This window comes from Paracidovorax cattleyae (assembly GCF_900104515.1).
GTDB classification, from domain to species: domain Bacteria; phylum Pseudomonadota; class Gammaproteobacteria; order Burkholderiales; family Burkholderiaceae_C; genus Paracidovorax; species Paracidovorax cattleyae.
The window spans coordinates 190,515-216,484 of sequence record NZ_FNJL01000005.1; the positions used below are offsets into that span (position 1 = coordinate 190,515).

The following is a 25,970-nucleotide window of genomic DNA, read 5'->3' on the forward strand; positions in this document are numbered from 1 at the left end:
CGGGATTAGATTGGCCGGCCTATGTTCCATGCACCGATCCGAACACGACGCCCCGGCACGGCCCTGCTGCCTCCGGCACTCCGCGCGCTGCGCCTGGCAGCCGCTGCCGCGGCGGCGACAGTGATGGCCTGCGCCTGCGGCGGCGAGGGTGCGGCAGCCCAGGCCGCGACGGCGCCCGCGGGCAGCATCGATTCGCTGGGCGCGACAGGCTGGGCCTCCTACGGCACACCGACGACCGGGGGACAGGGTGCCGCGGCGGAAAGGACCTACACGGTGGCGAACCGCAACGAGCTCATCCAGGCCCTCTACGGCAACACCGCCGTGATCGCCCCGGACGGCTGGGTGCAGGGAACGCCGGACAAGGCGCCCAAGATCATCCGCATCCGGGGCACCATCGACCTGAACGTGGACGGCCGGTTGCGCCCCTACACGCCGGACCGCTACGTGGCGGGCTCCTGCGCATCGACAGTGCACGGCTATACGTCCCAGGCCGGCCTCTGGTCGGACTACCTCGCGGCTTACCGCCCGGGCATCTGGGGCAACACGCGCCCCGTGAGCGGCAGGCCGGAGGACGCGCGCGCCTGCGCGGCGGACCTGCAAAGGCGCGTCGTTGCGATCAGCGTGCCGGACAACACATCGCTGCTGGGCATCGGCACGGACGCGAGGATCCTGCACGGCAATCTCCTGCTGGGTACGCCGGAGGCGCCGGTCGCCAACATCGTGATCCGCAACATCGCCTTCGAGGACGCATTCGACGACTTTCCCCAGTGGGACCCGACGGACTCGTCCGACGGCCGGTGGAACTCGGAGTACGACCTCGTTTCCGTGGCCCATGCCACCCACGTGTGGATCGACCACAACACCTTCAGCGACGGCGACCGCCACGACCACGCCTTCCCTTCCGTGTGGCAGGAGACAGTGCACGGCACGGACTACCGCGGCAGCGATTTCAAGGTGCAGCACCACGATGGCCTCGTGGACGTGACCCGGCACGGCAACTACGTCACTTTGTCGAACAACCATTTCCACGACCACGAAAAGGCGTTCCTGATCGGTGGAACCGACACGCCCGGGGCGGACAGCGGCAACCCGCGCATGCTGAAGGTCACGTTCAGCGGCAACCATTTCCAGAACCTGCGCCAGCGCCAGGCCCGGGTCCGCTACGGGATGGTGCACTTCTACAACAACTACTACGAGAACACGCGGGACACCCCCGCCGAGTATCCCTGGCTCGCCGGCATCACGCTGGGCCAGAGCGGCAAGGTGCACGCGGAGAACAACGTGGTGTCGCTCGCCGGAGCGGACCGGCCTGCGCGGCCGGCCGACGTGGCCAACGCCCGGATCTCGGAGGCACGGATGCAGGGCTGCACCGGGCTGTTCTCCTCCGGCGAATGCGCCTCCACCTTCCACGACAGTGGCACGGTGCTCAACGGGCAGACTGTGGACCTCACGGCCACCGTGCGCGGGTCATCGGCCCTGGTGACCGCCTCCGCATGGAAGCCATCGGACTTCTACCACTATGAACTCGACGGCACGGCGGATCTGCCGGCCCGCGTCACCGCCTGTGCAGGTGCAGGCAAGCTCGAAGGCCCGGCGTCGCAGCGCTGACCCAGGCGATGGACAGGCGCGCCCCCTGGTGCGCAATGGCCCGGCGCACAATCCGGCCATGATGCATAGCCCTTCCCATCCCGACGGCGAACTGCCGCCCCTGCAGTCCACCCTTCCAGGGCTCTACCGGCATTACAAAGGCATGCTCTACGAGGTGATCGGCACCGCGCGGCACAGCGAGACGCTGGAGCCGATGACGGTGTACCGAGCGCTTTACGGCGACCGCGGACTGTGGGTGCGGCCCGCGGCCATGTTCGCAGAGACGGTGCAGATCGACGGACAGCCCCGCCCCCGGTTCGAGCGCGTCGGGGACGCGGGGTCCCCGGCGGGCTGAACCGCGCGGGCACCGCCTGCAGCAGCGCGTCAGGCCGGCACGTGTCCGGGGGCGCCAGGGTCGTCCGGGCGCGGCAGGACCACGGTCGCCCGCAGACCTCCGCCGGCGGCATTGGACAGCAACAGGCTGCCCCCATGACGCTGCACGATGTCGCTGGCGATCGACAGGCCCAGGCCGGCTCCCCCGGAATGCCGGTTGCGCGAGGTCTCGACGCGATAGAAGGGCTGGACCACCCTGCCCAGCTCGTCCGGCGGCAGGCCGGGCCCGTGGTCCCGCACATGGATGCGCAATGCATCGGGTGCGTCTTCCAGTGCGACCTCCGCGCTGCCGCCGTAGCGCACCGCGTTGCCCACGAGGTTGTCCAGGCAACGCCTGAGCGCGCCGGCGCGGGCGGGCAGCGGGCGGGCAATGCCGGAGCAGTGCACCTCGTGGCCGCAGGCCTGCTCGTCGTCCACGAGGCTCTCGAGGAGGGCCTGCACGTCCAGCAACGCCAGCGGTTCCGCGCCCGCCACGCCACGCAGGTGGTCGAGCGTGGCTGCGATCATGGCGTCCATCTCGGCGATGTCGCGCGCGAACGCGGTGCGCTCGGCGTCCTGCCCGAGCGACTCGGCCCGCAGGCGCAGGCGCGTCAGGGGCGTGCGCAGGTCGTGCGAGACGGCCGCGACGAAACGGTCACGCTCATCCAGCTGGCGGCGGATGCGCGCCTGCATCTGGTTGAACACCCGGCTGGCTTCCCGGCATTCGGCCGTGCCGTCTTCAGGCAGCGGCGGGCGATGGATGTCCGCGCCGAGCTGCCGCGCCGCCGTGGCGAGCCGGCGCAGCGGACGCGCCAGCCAGCGCGCGCCCCACCAGGCCGCGAGCATCAGGGCAGCCAGGCGGACGCCGATATCCAGCAGCAGTCCCGGATGCCACCACCCCGGGGGATGCCGGGCCTGGGGCGGAAGCGGTGGCTCCGATCCACCCTGCCCCCCGCCCGGCCAGTCCGCCGCCGCCGGCGGCCCGTGGCGGAGACCCGGGCCCGATCCTGGCCGCAACTCGAACATCAGCGTCAGCGCCAGCACATGGCTGGCCAGTACCGCCACGAAGAGCAGCAGTGCCAGCCGGCCGAACAAAGTGTCGGGCAGGCAGCGGGCGGCGAAGCGCCAGCCTGCAGGCCCCGGGGGCGGGGGCACCGGTGCCGCTGACGCATCCTGTGTTGCGGCGGGCATGTCAGGCCCGGGCCGCCAGGCCCTGCACGGTCCGGATGTCGAACAGGTAGCCGGAGCCGCGCACGGTCTTGATCAGCGCCGGTGCGCGTGGATCGTCGGACAGCTTGCTCCTCAGCCGGGAGACCAGCAGGTCGATGCTGCGCTCGAAGGATTCCATGGCACGTCCCCGCGCGTGCTCCATCAACTGGTCGCGGCTGCATACGCGCCGCGGCATGCGCAGGAAGGTGCACAGCAGGCGGTATTCGGCATTGGACAGCGGCACGGTCACGCCTGCGGGCGACACCAAGTGGCGCTCCACGCTGTGCAGCGACCAGCCATCGAAGCGCACGACCTCGGCCACCGGCGGCACGCCGCCGGACTCTCGCAAGGCAGGCGCCGTGCGGCGCAGCACGCTGTGGATGCGCGCCACAAGCTCGCGGGGCTCGAAAGGCTTCGTCATGTAGTCGTCGGCGCCCAGTTCCAGCCCCAGTACGCGGTCGTAGGCGTCGGCGCGGGCCGTGAGCATGATGATGGGCACGCCGGACCTGGCACGCAGTTCGCGCGCCAGGGCCATTCCGTCCGTGCCGGGCAGCATCAGGTCCAGCACCACGAGATCGATGGACTGCGCGGACATGCGGGCGCGCATGGCCGCTGCGTCGCCCGCAGCATGGGCCGTGTAGCCGAAACGGCCGAGGTATTGGGTCAGCAGCGCGGTGATGTCGTCGTCGTCATCGACCACCAGGATGTGTTGCATGGCGCGGGGGCGGGAAGCTGGATGGGGAGGCTGCCGGTCTTGCGCCGAGTGTAGGCAGCGCGCGCCCGGCCCCAGGCTGCGAACAGGCCGGGTTTCACCCCGCTGTTCGGGCCTTGCGCCCGCCCCATGTACCAATGCCGGTACAAACGGGACAAAACGCCGTTACCGGCGACGCCAAGAATCCTGGACAGGCCTGAGAAGCGCCCGGCACCGCGGCCCACGCGACCTCCCTGGCGGAGGTGCGCGGGCTGCCGGGGTCTCCCATCCACCCAGGAAGAAAGGAAGGAACGACGATGACGACCATCAGCAGTGTCGGCGGCAGCGCGTGGTCCTCCGCGGCAGCCATGCAGCGGACCCAGCAGCGCCGGGGACCGTCGCCCGAGGACATGCTGTCGAAGCTCGACAGCGACGGCAACGGCAGCGTGAGCGGCACGGAATTGCAGGGATTGCTCGACAAGGTGGCGAAGAAAGGCGGGGCCGATGGCACCGCGGCCGACGCAGGCGAACTCGTGTCCCGTTATGACAGCGACGGCGACGGCAACCTGAATGCGCAGGAACTGGGCAAGACCCTGGAGAGCCTGATGCCGCAGCGCTCCACCATGGACTTCGCGCAGACGCGCGGCGCGGGTGCGAGCCCGGGCCAGGCGGGCGACGACCTGTTCGGCAAGGTGGATGCGGACGGCGACGGCAGCGTCAGCCAGGCCGAACTGCAGTCGCTGGTGGCGAAAATGTCCGGGGCGTCCGACGGCAGCACCTCCGCCACGGACGCGGAAAGCACCGAGCTGTTCAAGAAGCTCGATAGCGACGGCGATGGCCAGCTGTCCGAGGCGGAATTCGATGCCGGCCGGCCGTCGGACCAGCGTGATTCGCGGGTCGCGGGCGGCATGCCGCCACCGCCCGGGGGCGCTGGCGGGCCGGGCGGACCTGGTGGCCCGGCAGGCGCTGGGTCCACCTCGGCCACTTCGGACAGCACCACCTACGACCCGCTGGACACCAACGAAGACGGTACGGTCTCCGCGGCGGAGCGGGCAGCAGGCGCGGCCAGCGGCAAGGATGCGGTCACCGCGCTGTTCAATGCGATCGATACCGATGGCGACAAGACGCTGAGCAACAGCGAGGCGCAGAGCTTCATCACGCAGCTCGCGGGCCAATATGCCGCAGCCTCTTCTACCGCGGACGCCAGCGGCAGCTCCGGCACGACGTCGAATGCAGCGACCGGGGACGGCCGGCGGCTGGACCTCGCCCGGCTGGCAGACATGGCGCGGCAGCGGTATGAAGCCGCCGCCGCGGACTGGGCCGGCAGTGGCCGCTCCAGCGCCGTGAGCGCCACCGCCTGAGGCCGGCGAGGCACATGCGATCGCCGTACCTCCGCAGTGCTGCGAAGCCCGTCACTGGACGAGCTGCGGAGGCCGGCCCCCTGCGATGCTGCCGGAAAGCTGCCTGCGTGCGGCCGCGGCGCAGTCCTGTCGAGGGCCGCCGCACCCGTCCTACAGCCCCCTTGCCGCCGCCTGCATAAGGTTGCCCCCATGGTGCGCCACACGGCGCCTGGATACGAGGAACTTCACCATGGACCATCTTCTGCAAGGCATGTTCGGCGAGAGATCGCTGGCCAAAGTGACCGGGATCTTCGGCGACAAGCCCCCCGCCGAGGCCCTGGTCGGCCGGCTGCTGCGGCTGCCGGACATGCGGCCGGGACAGATCCGGCTGCTGGGGCCGCAGGATGCGCGGGCTTCGCGGCGCGATCTGTTCGGCCGCAGGCCGGAGCCCGGACAGTCCGGACAGTCCGGCATTTTCCGCACGCTGATCCGCTCGCATCTCGGGGCCGGCCTGGCCGGCGCAGTGGCAGGGCTGCTTTTATATGAGTGGCTGATGCGCTCCGGCCAGCCAATGGTGGCTGCCAGCCCGCTGACGGCATTCATCGCAATCGTGGGCGTCTCCACCGTCCTCGGCCTGCTGTTCGGCGGGCTGGCATCGCTGCTGCGCCCGGACCATGTGCGGCTCATCAGCCAGGTACGCTCCGCTCTGCGGGCAGGGCACTGGGCCGTGGTGGTTCACCCGGTGGATTCCTACCAGGCCCAGCTCGCCAGGGACCTGCTGGAAGGCAGCAGTCCCGGAAAGATCGTCTCGCCGCTGTGAACGGCGCTGGCCCCTTTACCGGCGATCCAGCAGCAGCTGCAGCACGGCCGGCGCGTAGATCGCATGCTCCTGGGCCAGCACCCGCCCGGCCAGGCGCTCGGCCGTATCGCCCGGCAGCACCGGCACGACGCCCTGGGCCAGGATGGGCCCTGCGTCCAGTTCGGGGGTGACGAGGTGCACGGACGCCCCGGCCACCTTGCAGCCCGCGTCGATGGCGCGCTGGTGGGTATGCAGGCCGGGAAAGGCCGGCAGCAGCGAAGGGTGGATGTTGACCAGCCGCCCTGCATAGTGCGCCACGAAGCCGGGGGTCAGGATGCGCATGAAGCCGGCCAGCACCACCAGCGCGGGATCGTGCGCGTCGATCCGCTGCGCGAGCATCTCGTCGAAGGACTCGCGCGAGGCCTGGGCCCGGTGGTCCACGGCGTCCGTGGCGATGCCCTGCTCCCGCGCCCAGGCGAGGCCGGGCGCATCGGCCTTGTTGCTCAGCACGGCAGCCACCCGCACGCCATGGCGGCCTGCCCAGTCCTGCATCCGGGCCGTCCGCACGATGGCTGCCATGTTGGAGCCCCCGCCCGAGATCAAAATCACGATGTTCTTCATGGGGCGCGGATTATCGCCGCGTCCGTTCCTCCTCCTTGCGTGCCACGGCGCCATCCGTCCTCTTTCCATGCCCTTCGATCCCCGCCTCCAGCCCCTGACCGCCGCCGAAGCCCGCGTGCTCGGCACCCTGATGGAAAAGGCCCGCACGGTGCCCGACAGCTATCCATTGACCCTGAACGCCGTGGTGACGGGCTGCAACCAGAAGTCGAGCCGCGACCCGGTGACGGCGCTCACCGACGCCGAAGTGCAGGAAGCGCTGGACAGCCTGCGCCGCCGCGCGATGGCGATGGAGATCGGCGGCCAGCGCGCCACCCGCTGGGAGCACAACTTCACGCGCGCGGTGGGCGTTCCCGACCAGTCCGCGGCCCTGCTGGGTCTGCTGATGCTGCGCGGGCCGCAGACCGCGGGCGAATTGCGCATCAACGCCGAGCGCTGGCACCGTTTTGCCGATATCTCCTCGGTCGAGGCGTTTCTGGACGAGCTGCAGTCGCGCAGCGAGGAAAAAGGCGGCCCGCTGGTGGCCCTGCTGCCGCGTGCGCCGGGCGCCCGCGAATCGCGCTGGACGCACCTGCTATGCGGACCCTTGAGCGCAGCCGACATGGCCGCCCAGGCGGCCCAGGCCGCGGCCCCCGCCTCCCCGCGGGCGGCCGATCCGGCGCTGGCCGAGCGGGTCGCGGCCCTGGAGGCCGAGGTGGCGGCGCTGCGCGGATCGCTGGCGGCCCTGTGCGACCAGCTCGGGGTGTCGCTCCCCGGACAGCCATAAAAAGCACGACCGTGCTACAAATTGCGGTATCGCGCCGGCCACGTCGGCGTCCACACGGAGACAACGCATGGACCTTGCATTCACCCCCGAAGAACAGGCCTTCCGCGAAGAGATTCGCGCGTGGGTCCGCGAGCACCTGCCGGCCGAGACCGCGCACAAGGTGCACAACGCGCTGCGCCTGACGCGCGACGACCTGCAGGGCTGGGCCAAGATCCTCGGCAAGAAGGGCTGGCTGGGCTTCGGCTGGCCCAGGCAGTTCGGAGGCCCCGGCTGGACGGCCGTGCAGAAGCACCTGTTCGAGGAAGAGTGTGCGCTGGCCGGCGCGCCACGCATAGTGCCGTTCGGCCCGGTGATGGTGGCGCCGGTCATCATGGCGTTCGGCTCGCCCCAGCAGCAGCAGCGCTTCCTGCCCGGCATCGCGAGCGGCGAGGTCTGGTGGAGCCAGGGCTACAGCGAGCCGGGATCGGGCTCGGACCTGGCCAGCCTCAAGACCCGCGCCGAGCGCCGCGGCGACAAGTACATCGTCAACGGCCAGAAGACCTGGACCACGCTGGGCCAGTACGGCGACTGGATGTTCAACCTCGTGCGCACCAGCACGGAAGGCAAGCCACAGACCGGCATCAGCTTCCTGCTGCTGGACATGAAGTCGCCCGGCGTCACGGTGCGGCCGATCAAGCTGCTGGACGGCGAGTGCGAGGTGAACGAAGTCTTTTTCGACAACGTCGAGGTACCCGCCGAGAACCTGATCGGCGAGGAGAACAAGGGCTGGACCTACGCCAAGCACCTGCTCAGCCACGAACGCACCAACATCGCCGACGTGAACCGCAGCAAGCGCGAGCTGGAACGCCTCAAGCGCATCGCCAAAACCGAGGGCGTGTGGGACGACCTGCGCTTCCGCGACCAGATCGCGCTGCTGGAGGTGGACATCGTGGCGCTGGAGATGCTGGTGCTGCGCGTGCTGTCTGCCGAGAAGTCGGGCAGGAACTCGCTGGACATTGCCGGCCTGCTCAAGATCCGCGGCAGCGAAATCCAGCAGCGCTATGCCGAACTGATGATGCTGGCTGCCGGCCCCTACGCCCTGCCCTTCATCGAGGAGGCCATGGAAGCGGGCTGGCAGGGCGATGCGGCGATGGGCGCGCTGGGGGGATTCCCGGTCGGCACAGTGGCGAATGCGCCACTGGCATCGACGTACTTCAACCTGCGCAAGACCACGATTTATGGAGGGAGCAACGAAGTCCAGCGAAACATCGTCGCTCAGACGGTGCTGGGCTGATTTTGCTTCCGGGGGGGCGACGATGTTTCGCTGGCGCGGTAACGCACGGCTCCCCCGGGCCCCCTCCGGGAGGGGGTTCCAGCATGAGCTTCGCTGATCTTTGAAGGGGGCGTGCAAGCGCCCTGCTCTGAACCGCTTTTGGAGACAACCATGGATTTCGATTTTTCTGAAGACCAGCAATCGTTGCGCGATGCGGTGCGGCGCTGGGTGGACAAGGGCTATGCGTTCGAGCGGCGCCGCGGCATCGTGGCGGCGGGCGGGTTCGACCGTGCGGCGTATGGCGAACTGGCGGAGCTGGGCCTGGCGGCGCTGACGGTGCCGGAGGCGTACGACGGGCTGGGCCAGGGTGCGGTGGATGCGATGGTGGCCATGGAGGAGCTGGGGCGCGGCATCGTGCTGGAGCCGCTGGCGCAGACTTTCGTGGCCAGCGGGGTGCTGGCGCAGTGCGCGCCGGAGGCCGTGCAGGCTGCGTGGCTGCCGCGCATCGCGAGCGGCGAGGCGCTGGTGGTGCTGGCGCACCAGGAGCGCAAGGCGCGCTACCGGCTGGACGTGTGCGAGGCCCAGGCCACCGGTTCGGGCGACGGCGCCACGGTGACGGGCACCAAGAGCCTGGTGCCTGCGGGCGACCAGGCCGATGCGTTCCTGGTGCCTGCGCAACACCAGGGCCGCATGGCCCTCTTCCTGGTCGAGCGCGGCGCGCAGGGCGTGGCCACGCGCGGCTATGTGACGCAGGACGGCAGCCGCGCGGCGGAGGTCCAGTTCGACAACGCGCCGGCCACGCTGGTCGCGGAAGACGGGCTGGCGGCACTCGAGCTCGCGGTGGACATCGGCATCGCCGCGGCGTGCGCCGAGGCCGTGGGCGTGATGGACCAGACCGTGGCCCTCACCGTGGACTACATGAACCAGCGCAAGCAGTTCGGCGTGCCGATCGCAAGCTTCCAGGCGCTGCGCCACCGCGTGGCCGACATGAAGATGCAGTTGGAACTCGCACGCTCGATGAGCTATTACGCCAGCCTGAAGCTGGGTGCGCCGGCCGGGGAGCGCCGCCGTGCCCTGTCGCGCGCCAAGGTGCAGCTCGGGCAGTCGATGCGCTTCGTGGGCCAGCAGTCCGTGCAGTTGCACGGCGGCATCGGCGTGACCGACGAATACATCGGCAGCCACTACTTCAAGAAGCTCACGCAGCTGGAGATGACCTGGGGCGACACGCTGCACCACCTGGGCGAGGTGTCGGCGCGCATGCAGGACACGGCGGGCGTGTTCGCCTGACGGGAGCGGCAACGCGACCGTCTGCGCGCGGTAACACGAACCCCGCGACGGAGGGGTAGGCACAGCGGGCACTCTGTGGTCAAGTGCGCGGTTCATCCGACACGTCACTTGTCACGAGGGAGTTCCATGCATCACACGCCATCACCATCCCGCCGCCCGTCCGCATCCGCCCTGCTGCTGGGTGGCGTCATCGCCGCCTGCGCCGCCCCCGCATGGGCCCAGACGGCCGAGCCCGAGCCCGGCATGTGGAGCTTCGACGGCGAGCTGGATGGCCGCCCGGGCCGCAGCCTGCACATCGACACCCAGGCCGGCCGCACCATGGCCGTCTCCTACCTGGGGTACCGCGCCGACGGCTCGTCGTTCTTCCTGCAGGCCGCCGGCAACCGGCCCAACACCTCTTCCACCTTCGACGGCACGCTGAACGAGTTCCGCAACGGCCCCGTGATCGGCGGCGGCGCCGGCCAGGGCGAAACCGCAGCCACCGCGGGCCCCGTGAAGATCGTCTTCGACACGCCCACCACGGGCACCGCCACGCTGCCGGGCGACGTGCCGCGGCGTATTTCGCGCTACCAGTACGAAGACCCTGGCGTGCGGCTCACGCGCGACTCCATCGCCACCGACACGTTCGCCGCAGTGACGCAAAGCCGGAGAACGCCGCATTGGATCGACGTGAAAATGCAGGATGGCCAGTTCTCCATGCAGATCGAAACCAGTGCGGAGCGACTGAGCTCCTGCACCTACACCGGCAACGTTCAGCCTGCAGGCTCGGGCGTGTCTTCCGAAGGAACGTATCTGTGCACCTCGCGCGACGGGGCGCAGGAGACAGGCGCCTACCGCGCAGAGCATTTCATGATGCAGGCCGATGGCATGTTCCGGGGGACCCTGTGGCGCGACGGCGCGTCCACCGACCTGCTCGGCTACTGCATGGGGGGCGCCGTTTTCATGGACTGGCCCGGGCTTTGCGCCACGGCATGGAATGCTCAGCCGCAACCGGAGCCCGGCATCTGGGGCTTCGAGGGCGAGGTGAACGGCCGCCCCGGGCGCAGCCTGCAGATCGACACGCAGCAGGGACGGGCCATGGTGGTGACCTATGTGGGCTACCGGCCCGACGGCTCCTCCCTCTTCCTGCAGGCCGGGGGCGTCCGGGCCGAGGGTGACACCGCATTCACCGGCAACCTGCACGAATACCGCAACGGACCTGTGCTGGGCGGCGGTACCCGCAGCGGCGAGCAGGCCGCCGACCTGGGCCCGATGCGCATCACCTTCGACTCCACCACCACCGGCACCGTCACCCTGCCCGGTGACACGCCCCGGCGCATCGTTCGGCTCCAGTACGAGGATCTCACGGCGCGATTCAACCAGACCTACCGCATCCGGTTCGCCGAAGGCTCTACATTGGGGGGCGCACCGTCCCTGCAGCTCACGTTCCAGGCACGCGACGGGCAGTTCCAGATGGTCCGAAACGGCGGGGACGGCACCCAGGGCTGCACCTACACCGGCAGCTACCGGTTCGCCGGCCGGAGCCTCGTCAGCCCTTCCGGAACTTACGTGTGCGACGGGTCCGGGGAAACGGGCACCTACAGCAACTACCAGTTCGAAGTGGATGCCGGTGGGCACATCGTTTTCTACAAGTCCCCGCGCCGGGTCTTTGGCGGCGGTTTCTGCATCCGGCGCGCTGAAGGAGGCGGCTTCCGGCCCTGCAGCACCGAAGAGCTGAACACGCCGGCCTCCTGACGAGGCCTGCAGCCACGGCGCGGGCCGGGTTGCGCATGCCCCGCGGCGTGGTACGCCGCCGTGCCGGGCACTGCGGCATCCCAAAGCGATACCCTCAGCATTGCATGCATGGCGCCGCATTGACGCGCCGCCTCCCCGGGCCGAGAGTGCGGAGCCCTGCATACCGAGGAGCACCGCAAATGAGGACACCCTGGACCCGCACCCTGGGCATCGCCTGCCTGGCCATCCTGGCCGCCCCTGCCTGGAGCGACACGGCCGTGTCCGCCCACGCATCGACCAGCGCCGCAACGCCCGCACGCGAAGTGGTGGGCTACTTCACCTCCTGGGGCATCTACGCCCGGGGCTACACCGCGAAGAGCCTGGCCACCCAGGGCGCCCTGCCCCGCATCACCACCCTGAACTATGCGTTCGGCAGCGTGGCGCCCGCCAGCGCGGACGGCAGCGGCCCGGTGGGCTGCGGGCTCGGCGATGCGTGGGCCGACGTGGAGCGCCCGTGGACGGCCGAGGAAAGCGTGGACGGCACGGCGGTGGACGGCAGCGAGCCGCTGCGCGGCAACTTCCAGCAGCTGCGCGCGCTCAAGCGCCTGCAGCCCGGGCTGAAGGTGCTGGTTTCGCTGGGCGGCTGGAACGGATCGAAATGGTTCTCCGACGCAGCCCTCACGCCCGCATCGCGCAGCGCGTTCGTGAAGTCGTGCGTCGATCTCTTCATCCGCGGCCGCACCGGCGGGGAGACTGACGGCGACGGCCCGGCAGCGGGCGTGTTCGACGGCATCGACCTCGACTGGGAGCACGTCGCCGCCGAGGCGGCCCCCGGCAACATCGTGCGGCCGGAGGATACGGCGAACTTCACGCTGCTTCTGCAGGAATTCCGCCGGCAGCTCGACGCGATCGACCCGGCGCTGCGCCTGACCATCGCGGCACCCGCGGGCCCGCAGAACAGCGCGAAGATCGAGCTCGCGGCGGTGGCAAAGACGGTGGATTTCATCAACCTGATGGCCTACGACCTGCACGTTTCCTCGGAGCGGCGCACCAACCACCAGGCCGCACTCGCCCCCAGCCCGCGCGACCCCGACCGGGCACAGGATCTCTCGGTGGTGGAAGCCGCCGGCCGGTACCTGCAGGCCGGGGTGCCGCGCAGCAAGCTCGTGATCGGGGCACCGCTGTATTCGCAAGGCTGGAGCGGCGTGGGCCCGGCCGGCAACGGCCTCTACCAGCCGGCCACGGGCCCGGCACAGGGCACCTACGAGGCCGGCGTGGACGATTTCAAGACCGTGCGCGCCAAGCCCGGCTTCACGCGCCACCGGGACGCGTGGTCGCGCGCGGCCTGGCTCTTCGACGGCAGCACGTTCTGGACCTTCGATGACGAGCAGGTCGTGCGCGAGAAGGCGCGCATCGTGCGGGCCACGGGCCTGCGCGGCATGATGTTCTGGGAGCTTTCGGGCGATGGCGGCGAGCTGGTGCGGGCGGCCGGAGAGGAGCTGTCCACGGGCCGCTGAAACCCGGGGGACGCGCCGTGGAAGGCGAATCCGGGATAATCCCGCGATTCCCTGCAGCCGGGCCGAGCGCCCGGCTCTCTATTTTCAGTACGAGACATGAGCGCCACTGCAACCCCCACCGACCCGAACCGCCAACACCTCGAAACGGCGCGCGAGCAGATCGCGCGCGGCGACCTGCAGCAGGCCGCGCTCACGCTGAACAAGGCCCAGCGCACCCAGCCCAACGACCCGCGCGTGTTCATGCTGGCAGGCCTCATGGCCGAGAAGGCGGGCAATATCCCGAAGGCTTTCGACGGCCTGCGCCGCGCCGTGACGCTGGCGCCCGACTGGGGGCCGGGCCAGCTGGAACTGGCCCTGCTGCACGCGCGCCAGAACCAGCTGCGCGAAGCCGTGGACCTGGCCGAGAAGGTGGCTGCGCGCGAGCCGCGCAACCTGGTGGCGCTCGCCGGCGTGGTGGACATCGCCCACCGCGCGGGCGACCTGGACATGGCCGTGCGCCACCTGCGCCGCGGCCTGGAGATGGTGCCCGGCGACGTGCAGCTGCGCCGCCTGCTCGCACGCGACCTGAGCGACCAGGGCCAGCACGCAGAGGCGCTGCAGACCTGGGGGGCGCTCATCGACGAGAACCCGCAGGATGCCGAGGCCCGGCTGGGCCGGGTGAAGACCTGCATTGCGGCCGGCACGCCGGCGCAGGCGGTGGCCGATACCACGGCGCTGATGGAGATCGCGCCCGGCGACTCCGTGGTGGCCTACTACACCGCCATCGCCCACGGCGTGACGCCGCAGCACCAGCCGCCGGAGCTGCACCGCGCGCTGTTCGACGAACTCGCGGGCCTCTACGACCAGCACATGGTCGCCGGCCTGAAGTACAAGCTGCCGAAGATCGCGGCCGCAAAGATCCTCGAACGCTACCCCGACAAGCGCCTCAACGTGCTGGACCTGGGCTGCGGCACGGGACTGCTGGGCGTGTGCCTGGGCCGCATCGACGGCTTCCTCATCGGCGTGGACATTTCCATCAAGATGATCGAGCAGGCGGCACGGCACAACGTGTACGACCGCTTCCACACCGTCAACCTGCTGGACGCGCTGCGCGACACGCCCTCTTCCATCTACGACGTGGTGGCGGCGCTGGACGTGTTCATCTACGCGGGCGACCTGTCGGACACCGTGCCCGATGCCTTCCGCCTGCTCGTGCCGAACGGCGACTTCCTCTTCTCGTGCGAGGCCGCTCCCGAGGACGGCCCGGACCTGGTGCTGCAGGCCAGCGGTCGCTACGCCCACAAGCGCAGCCACGCCGAGACCGTGTGCCGGGCGGCGGGCTTCACCACGGTGGAGATCGAGGACCTCGTGCTGCGCTACGAGGGCAATGCGCCCGTGCAGGGTTTCCTGGTGGCCGCAAGGAAGTAACGGCTCCCCCCTTGAGGCGCCTGCGGCGCCATCCCCCCCAGGGGGACGACGCTGGCAGCCCGGCGGAGCCGGTTCTGCGGCGTCTGCTGGCGTGGCCTGCTCCACAGCCATCGGACCGGTGGCACCCTGCCTGACAGACGGCCGGGGCGAGGTCAACGGTGCGGCCGCCACGGGCCGCATGCCACGTCAGAAGCCCAGCGCGTGCGGCAGCCAGGTGGAGATGGCGGGCACGAAGGTGAGCAGGGCCAGCACGATCAGGTGGGCCAGGAGGAACGGCGGCAGTTCGCGCGTGAGCGCCGCCAGCGGTACCTTGGTGGCCACCGAGGTGACGAACAGCAAGCCGCCCACCGGCGGCGTGATCATGCCCAGCGTGAGGTTGACGATCACCACCATGGCGAAGTGGATCGGGTCGATGCCCAACGCCGCCGAAATGGGCGCGAGGATGGGCACGAGAATCATCACGCCCGGCAGCGGCTCCATGAAGATGCCGAAGAGCAGCAGCAGGATGTTGACCGCGATGAGGAAGGTGACCGGCGAGAGGTTCCATCCCACGATCGTCTCGGCCAGCTGCTGGGGCACGCCCTCCACCGTCAGCACCCAGGCGAAGGCGGCCGAGGCGGCCACCACCAGCAGGACCGAGGCGGTGAGCAGCGCCGAGCGCGCGGCGATGTGCGGCAGGGCCTTCCACTCCAGCGTGCGGTAGATCCACTTGCCGCAGACGAGGGCGTAGAACACGGCCACCACGGAGGCCTCGGTCGGCGTGAAGATGCCGAAGCGGATGCCCACCAGGATCAGCACCACCAGCATCAAAGCCGGAATGGCGCGGATGCTGTTGGCGAGCATTTCCCGGCCGCTCGGGCGCGGCTCGCGCGAGCGGTAGTCGCGCTGCACGCACACGCGCCAGTTGACGATGGCCATGGCCACGGCGATGAGGATGCCCGGCGCGAAGCCCGCGATGAAGAGCGCGCCGACCGAGACCTGCTCGTCCTGCAGCGCGTAGATGATCATGATGATCGACGGCGGGATGATGGGCCCCACGATGGCCGTGCTGGCGGTGAGCGCGGCGGCATAGGCGCGCGAGTAGCCCGCCTTGTCCATCATTTTGACCATCATCGAGCCGGGCCCCGCCGCGTCGGCCAGGGCCGAGCCCGAGATGCCCGAGAACAGCGTGAGCGACAGGATGTTGGCGTGCCCCAGCCCGCCGCGCAGGTGGCCCACGAACTGCGCGGCGAAGCGCAGCAGCACCACGGTGAGCGCGCCGCCGGACATGATCTCGGCCGCCAGGATGAAGAACGGCACGGCCATCAGCGGGAAGCTGTCGATGCCGGTGAACATCTCCTTGAACACGATCAGCTGCGGATAGCGCCCGCCCACGAAGACCGCGATGGCGGCCGACATGGCGAGCGCGAACGCGACGGGAAAGCCCAGAGCCATCAGCAGGACGGCGGAAACGAAGAGGGTGATGGCCATGGCGTCAGTTTCTCGCGGGCATCAGAGGGAGGCCGCCGATTCGGCGTCCATCTCGTCGGATTCGACGTAGCGGCCATCGCGGATATAGCCGCGCGCCATGAAGAGCAGGTGCACGAACAGCAGCACGAAGCCCGCCGGCATGGCCGCGTAGATCCACGCGAAGGGGATGTCGGTGGCGGGCGTGGTCTGGAAGCGCGTGGCCCAGACGTACTGCACCGAGCACCAGGCCATCACCAGGAAGAACGCGCCCAGCGCCACCACGATGCCGCCGCGCAGCGCCCGCGCGCCGCGCTCGCCCAGCACGTGGTGCAGGTTGTCGATGGCCACATGGCCGCCGAAGCGCAGCACCAGCCCGGCGCCCAGGAAGGTGCACCAGATCATCAGGTGGCGCGCCACCTCTTCGGCCCAGACGATGGAGTCGCCCGTGGTGTAGCGCAGCACCACATTGGCGAAGACGATGCAGGCCATGGCCAGCAGCAGGAAGATGAGCAGCCAGCGGTTGCCGGCGACCAGGGCGCGCTCGAAGCGAGGGAGCATGGTGGAAACGGGAGGATCTGGAAAAGACAAAGCCCGGACGCGCCGGGCACAGGGAAACGGCCATGAGGAGCCGGCGGGCCGAAAGGCCCGCCCAGGCTCACTTCACGCTGGCGATCTGGTCCAGCGTCTTCTGGCCGAACTTGGTGGCGTACTGCTTGTAGGCCGGCTCCAGCGCCTTCTGGAAGGCGCTCTTGTCCACCGACTCCACCACCTGCATGCCGGCGGCCTTGACTTCGGCCAGGCCCTTCTGCTCCACGTCGTCGACGAACTTGCGCGAGGCCAGCGCGCCGGCTCTGGCGCCCTGCGCGAAGGCGGCCTTCTGCGCATCGTTCAGGCCCGCCCAGAAGCCGGGCGAGACGATGAGCGCCATCGGGGCGTACACGTGGCCGGTGAGCGAGAGGTACTTCTGTACCTGCGGCAGCTTGGCCGAGACGATCACCGACATGGGGTTCTCCTGCCCGTCGATGGTGCCCTGCTGCAGCGCGCCGATCACCTCGGGCCAGGACATGGGCGTGGGCGAGGCACCCAGCGTGCGGAAGGCGGTGATGTGAACGGGGTTCTCGGTCACGCGGATCTTCAGGCCCTTCAGGTCGGCGGGCGTCTTCACCGGGTGCTTGTTGTTGGTCAGGTGGCGGAAGCCCTGCTCGCCCCAGGCCAGCGCGACGAGGCCACGCTTCTGGAACTTGCCCAGCAGTTCCTGGCCGAAGGCGCCGTCGAGCACGGCGCGGGCATGGGCCGTGTCGCGGAACAGGAAGGGGATGTCCACCACGCCCACGTCGGGCACGAAGTTGCTGAGCGCCCCGGTGGAGACGATGACCGCCTCCACCGTGCCCAGCTGCAGACCCTCGATCAGCTCGCGCTCGCCGCCCAGGGCGCTGGAGGGGAACTGCTTGAACTTGACGGCTCCATTGCTGGCCTTCTCGACCGTGTCGGACCACGCCTGGGCCGCGGCGCCGTAATGCGAATTGACGGCCAGCGCATAGCCGAGCTTGACCTCCCTGGCCTGCTGCGCGTGGGCCGTGCCCGCAGCCAGGCAGGCGATGGCGGCCAGCGCGGCGGCAAGGCCCTGGCGGCGCAGGACGCGGCGGGCAGGCAGCGGGACGGAGGACGAGGGAACGGCGAAAGCGGAATCGGCGGCGTGGCGCATGGGTACGGGTCCGATGAACGTGGAGAGCCTGGCAGGGCCGGCAGCGGCGAAGAAAGCGTGCCGCACGGGGCGGCCGGCGATTATCGCGATGCCGGCACCGCTTCCGGAAGCGGGAATGCCCTGAGCGCGGAGTCTGCCGGAGGCGCATACCGCATGCCGGAACGCACCCGTCAGAAGCTGTAGCCCGCGGACGCGTAGATGTTGCGCGGCGGGCCCGGCGTGAGGTAGTTGCTGACGTGCAGGTGGCTGGAGACGAAGTAGGCCTTGTCGAACACGTTGCGCAGCGCGACCTGCAGTTCGAGCAGGCCCCCGCCCATCCGGTGCTTCCAGGTGTGCGACAGGTCCACGCGGGCGTACCCCGGGAGTGTGGTCGTGTTGGCGATGTCGGCCCGGCGGCTGCCCTGCGCCTGGATGCCGACGCCGGTGGCGTGCTCTGCGCTCCAGCGGTACTGCCCCCACAGGCTGAGGGCATGCCGGGCCACGTTCGGGATGCGGCGGCCCGGGTAGTCCGCGTTCGCCCCGTACCGGGCATCGGTGTAGGCGTAGGCGAAGGCCACGCCGATGCGGCGCGCCAGGTCGCCGCTCAGGCTCGCTTCGATGCCCTGGGATCGTCCCGTTCCGGCAATCGTCTTGTCGTAGATGTTCGGCGTGGAGGGATCGTCGGCCAGCAGGTGGGTCTGCCGCAGCCGGTACACGGCGAGGTCGGACTGCAGGCGCCCACCGTTCCACAGGGCCTTCCAGCCCGCCTCGTACTGCCTGGAGGCACGCGACGGCAGCGACTGGCCGGAGGCCGAGTATGCCTGGTTCGGCGCGATGCCGGTGCTGTACGCGACATAGACGGAATCCGAGGCCGAGAGCTTGCGTAGCAGGGCGAGGCGGGGCGAGGTATCGGACTCCCGGATGCCTGCCGTGCCGGCGGCGCCGTAGAGAAAATCCTGCCGCGTGGTCCGCAGGCCCGCGACGGCGCTCCAGTCCCCCCACTCCACCCGGTCCTGCAGCGACAGCACCGTGCTGCGGAGATCCTGCGTGGTGGTCGTGAAGCTGAAGGATGGCGGCGGGACCGCCGGGCCGCGGACCGGCGCGTAGACATTGATGGCCGGACTGGCCAGGCCGGCGCTGCGCTGGTCCAGGGTTTCGGTATAGCGGTCCACGCCGGCGAAGAGGTGGTGCCGCATGCCTGCCCATTCGTGCACGCTGGTGATGCCGGTGGCGAGTGCGTCGATGCTGCGCTCCGTGCCCGGCTCGTAGGCGAGCCGCCGGCTGAAGGTTCCCGGTGGCGCGCCCGCGACGGCGGGGCCCAGGGATTGCCGCACCGATGTGCTGTGCGCCCGGAGACGGGTGTAGTCGAAAAGCATCCGTGCCGTTGCCGAGAGGGCCGCATCCCCATGCAGGTCCACGATGGTGTTGCGGGCCGTCGAGTCGCTCCAGGGTTCGCTGAGCTGGAGGTCGGGCGGGACCGCCGCGGGCCTGCCGCCGATGCCCGGCAGCCCGAAGTCGGGGCGGTAGGTCTGGTCGGTGTACTCCACGCCGAGGCGGAGGTGGTAGCGGTCGGCGTCGCTCTTGGCGATGCCCGCCTTGAGCCCGTCCAGCCGGTCCGGAACGTGGCGCCATTCGCTCGCTGACGAGTGCACGGCGATGACGCGGGCCGCCAGTTCCTGCTCGGCGGACAGCACGCGGTTGATGTCCAGGTGGGTGTCGAGCGCGCCATGCGATCCGCCGCCCAGGCCGGCCGAGCCGAAGTCGCCCAGTTCGGGCTGCTTCGTCACGATATCGACGGTGCCCCCCGGCTCGCTGCGCACGCCGATGGCGGCGCCGGGGCCGCGCAGGACATCGACCCGCTCCACGAAGGCGGGCGTGAAGGGATAGTTGGACAGCCGCACGCCGTCGCGCATCACGCGGGAGGCACCGGTGCCGCTGTCCGCGATGGCGCCCCGGAGCACGAAGAACTGGCTGCGGCTGCCGTTGAAGCCCGAATCGGCCTGCGCGCCGGGCACGTTGCGCAGTGCCTCCTGCAGGGTGGTGGCCCCCTGGGCCCGGATGAGCTCGGCGGGCACGGAGGTCACGGACGCGGGCGTATCCAGCGGCGCGGCGGGGCTGCCGGTGGCCAGGCCGGAAGCCGGCGCCGCGGATTCCGCGGCCTGGATGGTGACGGTGCCGAGCGAAGGCTCTCGCGCTCCGTCTTCCGCGGCGCGGGCGAGGCTGGGGAGCAGGCAGGCACAGAGGGCGGGTGCGGCGTGGAATGCATGGCGCATGCGGCGGCGAAGACCTGTGGGGACCATGGTGGATGTGTTCTTTCCTGATGCTTGGGAACGCGCGAGCCCCCGGCCGGCGCGCGGTGGCAGCGCGGCCGTGGCGGGTGCTTGCGGTTGCGATGAAACGGAAGCAGAGCGCGCGGCACGGCCGAGGCAGTTCGGCGCCGGCAGCCTGCGCAGGCCCGGGGGCCCGTGAGGGTGTCAGGACAGCACGGGAGGGCCGCGTGGCGGCAGCGGCGCACCGGCGATGCCCGCGATGTGCGCCCGAACGACAGGCAGCAGGGCATGCGCGAGCGGCTGGGGCACGATGCCCGCACCGCGCACGGGGGGCGGAGGCAGGGAGAAGCCGAGGCACGCCGGGCAATCCAGCGCGCCGTGCGCGGCCTCCCCGGCACCGTCGTCGCCAGGCTCCACCCACTTCATGGCGCCGCCGGTGCTGCAGACCATCTCCGACGGCACGGGCCGGAGCATCGGGGAAGCGATGGCGACGCCCAGCGCCAGGACGAACCACGCCATGACGAGGCGGACCAGCCGTGGCGATGTACGCAGGACGTGCATGGCGACGCATTATGGGTGCGCGACCCCGCGGGCGGTGCGCCCGCCCTGCCCGTGCGGCAATATGTCCACCCGGGGCCGCAAAGATCCATGGCAGGCGCCACGCGCCCGCCTCGCCGCGTCAGCTCAGCAGCCGCGAGGACTTGGGCACGTGCGCCATGAGGAACTCCATCTGGTCGGCGAGGATGCGCCGGTTGCGCAGGATGAAGTCTTCCCACAGGCTGGGCACGTAGGGGGCGTACAGCAGCGGCATGTGGGCCTGCTCGGGCGTGCGCGGGCCCTTGCGGTGGTTGCAGGCGCGGCAGGCGGTAACCACGTTCATCCAGTGGTCGGCGCCGTTGCGCGCGAAGGGCACGATGTGCTCGCGCGTGAGGTCTTCCTCGTGGAAGTGGCCGCCGCAGTAGGCGCAGATGTTGCGGTCGCGCGCGAACAGCTTGCTGTTGGCGAGGGAGGGCTTGAGGCCGAAGGGGTTGATGCCGGGCACGCCCTTGGTGCCGATGATGCTGTTGACCTCGATCACGGACTGCTCGCCCGTGAGCGCGTTGTGCCCGCCGCGGAACACCGCGATGGGGCCGCCGGATTCCCAGCGCACCTCGCCCGCGGCATAGTGCGTGACCGCCTGTTCCAGCGAAATCCACGATTGCGGCAGCCCCTGGGCCGACAGCTTCAAGACCTTCACAACACCCTCCTTGCAACACGACAAGATTCGGAACGCTGATGTCTCGCGGGCCACCCGCGGGGGCCCGTGTCGCACAATATACTCCCAAATCATGACAGATTGGCGGCCAGCGCTTGGCCCACCTGCCTGTCACGCTATCAAAAAACTAGCATTCCGATGAAGATATTCCGCGGCCTCCAACACCCCGGCATCGCTCCTGCCTGCGCGGTCACCATCGGCAATTTCGACGGTGTCCACCGCGGGCACCAGGCCATGCTCGCGCTGCTCGCCAGCGAAGCGGCGCACCGCGGCGTGGAGAGCTGCGTGCTGACCTTCGAGCCGCATCCGCGCGACTATTTCGCCAGCGCCCTGCGGCGGCCCGAACTGGCGCCCGCGCGCATCGGCACGCTGCGCGACAAGCTGGAGGAGCTGGCGCGCTGCGGCGTCCGGCAGGCGGTGGTGCTGCCGTTCAACGAGCGGCTGGCCCGCCAGTCGCCACAGGCCTTCATCGACGACGTGCTGGTGCGCGGGCTGGGCGCACGCTACGTGCTGGTGGGCGACGACTTCCGGTTCGGCGCACAGCGCGCGGGCGACTACGCGATGCTGGACGCCGCCGGGCGCGAGCGCGGCTTCGACGTGGCGCGCATGAACAGCTACGAAGTGCATGGATTGCGCGTGTCCAGCTCGGCCGTGCGCGATGCGCTGGCGCGCGGCGACATGGAGGCCGCAGCGGCGCTGCTGGGACGGCCCTATGCGATCAGCGGCCATGTGGTGCACGGTCGCAAGCTCGGCCGTGCGCTGGGCGCGAGCACCGAGGGCGCCGGGGATGGCTTCCGCACCCTGAACCTGCGCTTCGCGCACTGGAAGCCCGCGGCCGGCGGCATCTTCGCCGTCCTGGTGCACGGCCTCTCGGATGCGCCCCTGCCCGGCGTCGCCAACCTGGGCGTGCGCCCCTCGCTCGACCCCGCGGACGTCAACGGCGGGCGCGTGCTGCTGGAGACGCACTGCCTGCAGTGGCCCGCCCACCTGGGGGCCGAAGGGGCCTACGGTAAAATCGTGCGCGTGGAACTCCTGCACAAACTGCACGACGAGCTGAAGTACGACAGCCTCGACGCCCTCACCGCCGGCATCGCCCGGGACTGCGAGGACGCGCGGGCGTATTTCGCGTCCACCCCGGCGGCCAGCTACACCGAAACCCGTCGCCAGACCACACGCGACCGAATTTGACGCCCGCGCGGCCCGCCCCGGCGGCCGCGCCCGCTCCGCCCCGAGCCGCACCCCGGTGCGCGGCCCCCTCCCGCCCCCTTTCTTGCCTCCGCCCTGGCGGCCCCGGCACCTGCCGGCAGCCAGGCATCTCCTGCCCAGCCATGTCCGACACCACGCCTTCCGCCTCCGAATCCACGCCCGGAACCGACTACCGCGCGACGCTGAACCTGCCCGACACGCCCTTCCCCATGCGCGGCGACCTGCCCAGGCGCGAGCCGGGTTGGGTGAAGGAATGGGACGAGAAAGGCATCTACAAGCGCCTGCGCGACGCCCGGCGCGGGGCTCCGAAGTTCATCCTGCACGACGGCCCGCCCTACGCCAACGGCCAGATCCACATGGGCCATGCGGTGAACAAGATCCTCAAGGACATGATCACCAAGGCGCGGCAGCTCGAAGGCTTCGACGCGCTCTACGTGCCCGGCTGGGACTGCCACGGCCTGCCGATCGAGAACGCCATCGAGAAGCAGCATGGCCGCAACCTGCCGCGTGACGAAATGCAGGCCAAGGGCCGCGCCTACGCCACCGAGCAGATCGCGCAGCAGATGGCCGACTTCCAGCGCCTGGGCGTGCTGGGCGAATGGGACCACCCCTACAAGACGATGAACTTCGCCAACGAGGCAGGCGAAATCCGCGCGTTCAAGCGCGTGATGGAGCGCGGCTTCGTCTATCGGGGCCTCAAGCCCGTCTATTGGTGCTTCGACTGCGGCTCGTCGCTGGCCGAGTTCGAGATCGAATACCAGGACAAGAAGAGCACCACGCTGGACGTGGCCTTCAAGGCGCACGACCCGGCCGCGCTGGCCGCCGCCTTCGGCCTGCCGGCCCTGCCCAAGGACGCCTTCGTCGTCATCTGGACCACCACCGCCTGGACCATCCCGGCCAACCAGGCGCTGAACCTGAACCCCGAGATCCGCTATGCGCTGGTGGACACGGGCGAGCGCATCCTGCTGGTGGCCGAGCCGCTGGTGGCATCGTGCCTGGAACGCTACGGCCTCACGGGCAGCGTGATCGCCACCACCCTGGGCAGGCAGCTGGGCGGGCTGGAATTCGAGCACCCGCTCCACGACGTGGCGAGCGATGACGGCAGTTACGGCTACCGGCGCCTCTCGCCGGTGTACCTGGCCGACTACGCCACGGCCGACGACGGCACGGGTATCGTGCATTCGTCGCCCGCCTACGGCCTGGAGGATTTCAACTCCTGCGTGGCGCACGGCCTGGCGCTGGACGACATCCTCAACCCCGTGCAGGGCAACGGCGCCTACGCGGCCGACTTCCCGCTGTTCGGCGGCCAGCACATCTGGAAGGCCGTGCCGGCCGTCATCGAGGCATTGAGGAACGCAGGCCGCCTGATGGCCACCAAGGACATCGTCCACAGCTATCCGCACTGCTGGCGCCACAAGACGCCGGTGATCTACCGCGCCGCGGCGCAATGGTTCGTTCGCATGGACGAGGGCGAGGGCGTGTTCACGAAGCCCGGCGAGAAGCCCGCGAAGACGCTGCGCCAGATCGCCCTCGACGCCATCGAGCACACGAGCTTCTATCCGCAGAACGGCAAGGCGCGCCTGCACGACATGATCGCCGGGCGGCCGGACTGGTGCATCTCGCGCCAGCGCAGCTGGGGCGTGCCCATCCCGTTCTTCCTGCACAAGGACTCGGGCGAGCTGCATCCGCGCACCATGGAGATCATGGACCAGGCCGCCGCCATCGTCGAGGCGGGCGGCATCGAGGCCTGGAGCCGCGTGACGGTGGAAGAGATCCTGGGCGCCCAGGACGCGCCGCACTACACCAAGAGCACCGACATCCTGGAGGTGTGGTTCGACTCCGGCTCCACCTTCTTCCACGTGCTGCGCGGCACCCATCCGGAGGTGCACCACGACAGCGGCCCCGAGGCCGACCTGTACCTGGAGGGCCACGACCAGCACCGCGGCTGGTTCCATTCCTCGCTGCTGCTGGCGAGCGCCCTCTACGGCCGTGCGCCCTACCGGGGCCTGCTCACGCACGGCTTCACGGTGGACAGCCAGGGCCGCAAGATGAGCAAGTCGCTGGGCAACGGCATCGATCCGCAGGAGATCAACAAGAAGCTGGGCGCGGAGATCATCCGCCTGTGGGTGGCGGCGAGCGACTATTCGGGCGACATCGCGGGCGACGACAAGATCCTGGCGCGCGTGGTGGACGCCTATCGCCGCATCCGCAACACGCTGCGCTTCCTGCTGGCCAACGTGAGCGACTTCGATCCCGCCACGGACGCCGTGCCGTTCCCGCAGATGCTGGAGATCGACCGCTATGCGCTCACGCGCGCGGCGGAGTTCCAGGCCGAGGTGCTGGCGCACTATCAGGTGTATGAGTTCCACCCGGTGGTGGCCAAGCTGCAGCTCTACTGCTCGGAGGACCTGGGCGGCTTCTACCTCGACGTGCTGAAGGACCGGCTCTACACCACCGCGCCGAAGAGCCTGGCGCGCCGCAGCGCCCAGACCGCGCTGCACCAGATCACGCACGCCATGCTGCGCTGGATGGCGCCATTCCTGTCCTTCACGGCCGAAGAGGCCTGGAAGACCTTCGGCCACTCCGAATCCATCTTCCTGGAGACCTACCAGCCCATCGCCGGGGCCGACGAAGGCCTGGCCGCGAAGTGGACACGCATCCGCGCCATCCGCGATGCGGTGAACAAGGAGATCGAGGCGGTGCGCGCCGCGGGCCAGGTGGGCTCGTCGCTGCAGGCCAACGTCACCCTGGTGGCCGGCCCGGAAGACCATGCGCTGCTGTCCAGCCTGGGCGAGGACCTGAAGTTCGTGTTCATCACCTCCGCCGTCGAGCTGGTGGCGGGCGATGCGCTCGACATCCGCGTGGCGGCCAGCCCGGACGCAAAGTGCGAGCGCTGCTGGCACTACCGCGCCGACGTGGGCCGTGACCCGGCCCACCCGACCATCTGCGGCCGGTGCGTGAGCAACCTGTACGGCAGCGGCGAAGCGCGGGAGCACGCATAAATGGCCCGCGGCAACGCTTCCTCCTCCGCGTCCGGCAAGGGCTCGCTGTGGCCCTGGCTGGCCTGGGCCGTTCTGCTGCTCGTGGCCGACCAGTTCACCAAGACGCTGATCCTGGGCTATTACCGCCTGGGCGACGCCACCTACGTCACCAGCTTCTTCAACATCGTGCGGGCGCACAACACCGGCGCGGCGTTCTCGTTCCTGGCGGATGCGGGCGGCTGGCAGCGCTGGGTGTTCACCGGCATCGGCGTGGCGGCGGCGCTGTTCATCGTCTGGCAGCTGCGCGCCCATCCGGGGCAGAAGCTGTTCTGCTTCGCACTCTCCAGCATCCTGGGCGGCGCCATCGGCAACGTGGTGGACCGCATGATGCACGGCTACGTGGTGGACTTCCTGGACTTCCACGCACGCGGCTGGCACTTCCCGGCCTTCAACCTGGCCGACTCCGCGATCACGGTCGGCGCGGCCTGCCTGATCATCGACGAGCTGATGCGGGTGCGGCGGGGCAGCTGACCGCATGCCGGATGCCACCGGCCCGGGGCGCGCCGG

The 25,970-nt window shown here is 70.0% G+C and carries 22 protein-coding genes; 13 read left to right on the forward strand and 9 right to left on the reverse strand.

Annotated elements, in window-relative coordinates; genetic code table 11:
- Positions 1-21: 21 nt before the first annotated feature.
- Positions 22-1,608 (forward strand): pectate lyase family protein, encoded by a 1,587-nt coding sequence (locus BLR05_RS05975; protein ID WP_092832890.1) that lies wholly within the window; start codon positions 22-24, stop codon positions 1,606-1,608.
- A gap of 61 nt (positions 1,609-1,669) precedes the next feature.
- Complete coding sequence (locus tag BLR05_RS05980; protein WP_092832940.1) at positions 1,670-1,942, forward strand: DUF1653 domain-containing protein; 273 nt, start codon at positions 1,670-1,672, stop codon at positions 1,940-1,942.
- A gap of 29 nt (positions 1,943-1,971) precedes the next feature.
- Here BLR05_RS05980 and BLR05_RS05985 read toward each other — a convergent pair whose 3' ends face one another.
- On the reverse strand, positions 1,972-3,150 hold the full coding sequence (locus BLR05_RS05985; protein ID WP_092832891.1) for an ATP-binding protein: 1,179 nt from the start codon (positions 3,148-3,150) through the stop codon (positions 1,972-1,974).
- Between the two features lies 1 nt (position 3,151).
- Complete coding sequence (locus BLR05_RS05990) at positions 3,152-3,883, reverse strand: response regulator (protein ID WP_092832892.1); 732 nt, start codon at positions 3,881-3,883, stop codon at positions 3,152-3,154.
- 293 nt (positions 3,884-4,176) lie between these two features.
- Between BLR05_RS05990 and xopAW the strand changes: the two genes are divergently transcribed.
- Both xopAW and BLR05_RS06000 read left to right on the forward strand, forming a co-directional pair.
- A complete protein-coding gene (gene xopAW, locus BLR05_RS05995) occupies positions 4,177-5,220 on the forward strand; it encodes a XopAW family type III secretion system calcium-binding effector (RefSeq protein ID WP_092832893.1) in 1,044 nt (347 codons plus the stop codon).
- A gap of 229 nt (positions 5,221-5,449) precedes the next feature.
- A complete protein-coding gene (locus tag BLR05_RS06000) occupies positions 5,450-6,019 on the forward strand; it encodes a hypothetical protein (protein ID WP_092832894.1) in 570 nt (189 codons plus the stop codon).
- Positions 6,020-6,034: 15 nt separating this feature from the next.
- Here the strand turns inward: BLR05_RS06000 and purN are convergent, their stop codons facing one another.
- Positions 6,035-6,619 (reverse strand): phosphoribosylglycinamide formyltransferase, encoded by a 585-nt coding sequence (purN, locus tag BLR05_RS06005; RefSeq protein ID WP_092832895.1) that lies wholly within the window; start codon positions 6,617-6,619, stop codon positions 6,035-6,037.
- 67 nt (positions 6,620-6,686) lie between these two features.
- On the opposite strand from purN, the gene BLR05_RS06010 reads away from it, so the two are divergent.
- The 6 genes from BLR05_RS06010 to BLR05_RS06035 all read left to right on the forward strand — a co-directional run bounded on the left by BLR05_RS06010 (position 6,687) and on the right by BLR05_RS06035 (position 14,558).
- Positions 6,687-7,382: a YceH family protein gene (locus tag BLR05_RS06010; RefSeq protein ID WP_092832896.1), complete on the forward strand. Its 696-nt coding sequence runs from the start codon at positions 6,687-6,689 to the stop codon at positions 7,380-7,382.
- Between the two features lie 67 nt (positions 7,383-7,449).
- Positions 7,450-8,655, forward strand: coding sequence for an acyl-CoA dehydrogenase family protein (locus BLR05_RS06015; RefSeq protein WP_092832897.1), 1,206 nt, complete (start codon positions 7,450-7,452; stop codon positions 8,653-8,655).
- Between the two features lie 150 nt (positions 8,656-8,805).
- A complete protein-coding gene (locus BLR05_RS06020; RefSeq protein ID WP_092832898.1) occupies positions 8,806-9,921 on the forward strand; it encodes an acyl-CoA dehydrogenase family protein in 1,116 nt (371 codons plus the stop codon).
- Positions 9,922-10,047: 126 nt separating this feature from the next.
- Entirely contained in the window at positions 10,048-11,655 is a 1,608-nt protein-coding gene (locus BLR05_RS06025; protein ID WP_092832899.1) for a hypothetical protein, read from the forward strand.
- Between the two features lie 179 nt (positions 11,656-11,834).
- Positions 11,835-13,151 carry a glycoside hydrolase family 18 protein gene (locus tag BLR05_RS06030; protein WP_092832900.1) on the forward strand — a complete coding sequence of 439 codons (1,317 nt, stop codon included), beginning with the start codon at positions 11,835-11,837 and terminating at the stop codon, positions 13,149-13,151.
- Between the two features lie 96 nt (positions 13,152-13,247).
- Positions 13,248-14,558, forward strand: coding sequence for a tetratricopeptide repeat protein (locus tag BLR05_RS06035; protein ID WP_092832901.1), 1,311 nt, complete (start codon positions 13,248-13,250; stop codon positions 14,556-14,558).
- Between the two features lie 186 nt (positions 14,559-14,744).
- On the opposite strand, the gene BLR05_RS06040 is transcribed toward BLR05_RS06035, so the two are convergent.
- From BLR05_RS06040 to BLR05_RS06065, 6 genes are all read right to left on the reverse strand, one after another.
- Entirely contained in the window at positions 14,745-16,028 is a 1,284-nt protein-coding gene (locus BLR05_RS06040) for a TRAP transporter large permease (protein ID WP_092832902.1), read from the reverse strand.
- 21 nt (positions 16,029-16,049) lie between these two features.
- Positions 16,050-16,565 carry a TRAP transporter small permease gene (locus tag BLR05_RS06045; RefSeq protein WP_092832903.1) on the reverse strand — a complete coding sequence of 172 codons (516 nt, stop codon included), beginning with the start codon at positions 16,563-16,565 and terminating at the stop codon, positions 16,050-16,052.
- Between the two features lie 97 nt (positions 16,566-16,662).
- Positions 16,663-17,643, reverse strand: a complete 981-nt coding sequence (locus BLR05_RS06050) for a TRAP transporter substrate-binding protein (protein ID WP_167361206.1) — start codon at positions 17,641-17,643, stop codon at positions 16,663-16,665.
- A 239-nt stretch (positions 17,644-17,882) separates the two neighbouring features.
- A complete protein-coding gene (locus BLR05_RS06055; protein ID WP_225978935.1) occupies positions 17,883-19,991 on the reverse strand; it encodes a TonB-dependent receptor in 2,109 nt (702 codons plus the stop codon).
- 174 nt (positions 19,992-20,165) lie between these two features.
- Positions 20,166-20,522: a DUF2946 family protein gene (locus tag BLR05_RS06060; RefSeq protein WP_092832905.1), complete on the reverse strand. Its 357-nt coding sequence runs from the start codon at positions 20,520-20,522 to the stop codon at positions 20,166-20,168.
- A gap of 118 nt (positions 20,523-20,640) precedes the next feature.
- Entirely contained in the window at positions 20,641-21,198 is a 558-nt protein-coding gene (locus BLR05_RS06065) for an HNH endonuclease (protein WP_092832906.1), read from the reverse strand.
- Positions 21,199-21,354: 156 nt separating this feature from the next.
- On the opposite strand from BLR05_RS06065, the gene BLR05_RS06070 reads away from it, so the two are divergent.
- The 3 genes from BLR05_RS06070 to lspA all read left to right on the forward strand — a co-directional run bounded on the left by BLR05_RS06070 (position 21,355) and on the right by lspA (position 25,934).
- Positions 21,355-22,404: a bifunctional riboflavin kinase/FAD synthetase gene (locus BLR05_RS06070; RefSeq protein WP_092832907.1), complete on the forward strand. Its 1,050-nt coding sequence runs from the start codon at positions 21,355-21,357 to the stop codon at positions 22,402-22,404.
- A 140-nt stretch (positions 22,405-22,544) separates the two neighbouring features.
- Positions 22,545-25,424 (forward strand): isoleucine--tRNA ligase, encoded by a 2,880-nt coding sequence (gene ileS / locus BLR05_RS06075; RefSeq protein WP_092832908.1) that lies wholly within the window; start codon positions 22,545-22,547, stop codon positions 25,422-25,424.
- Entirely contained in the window at positions 25,425-25,934 is a 510-nt protein-coding gene (lspA, locus tag BLR05_RS06080) for a signal peptidase II (protein ID WP_092832909.1), read from the forward strand.
- The last annotated feature ends 36 nt before the right edge of the window (positions 25,935-25,970 follow it).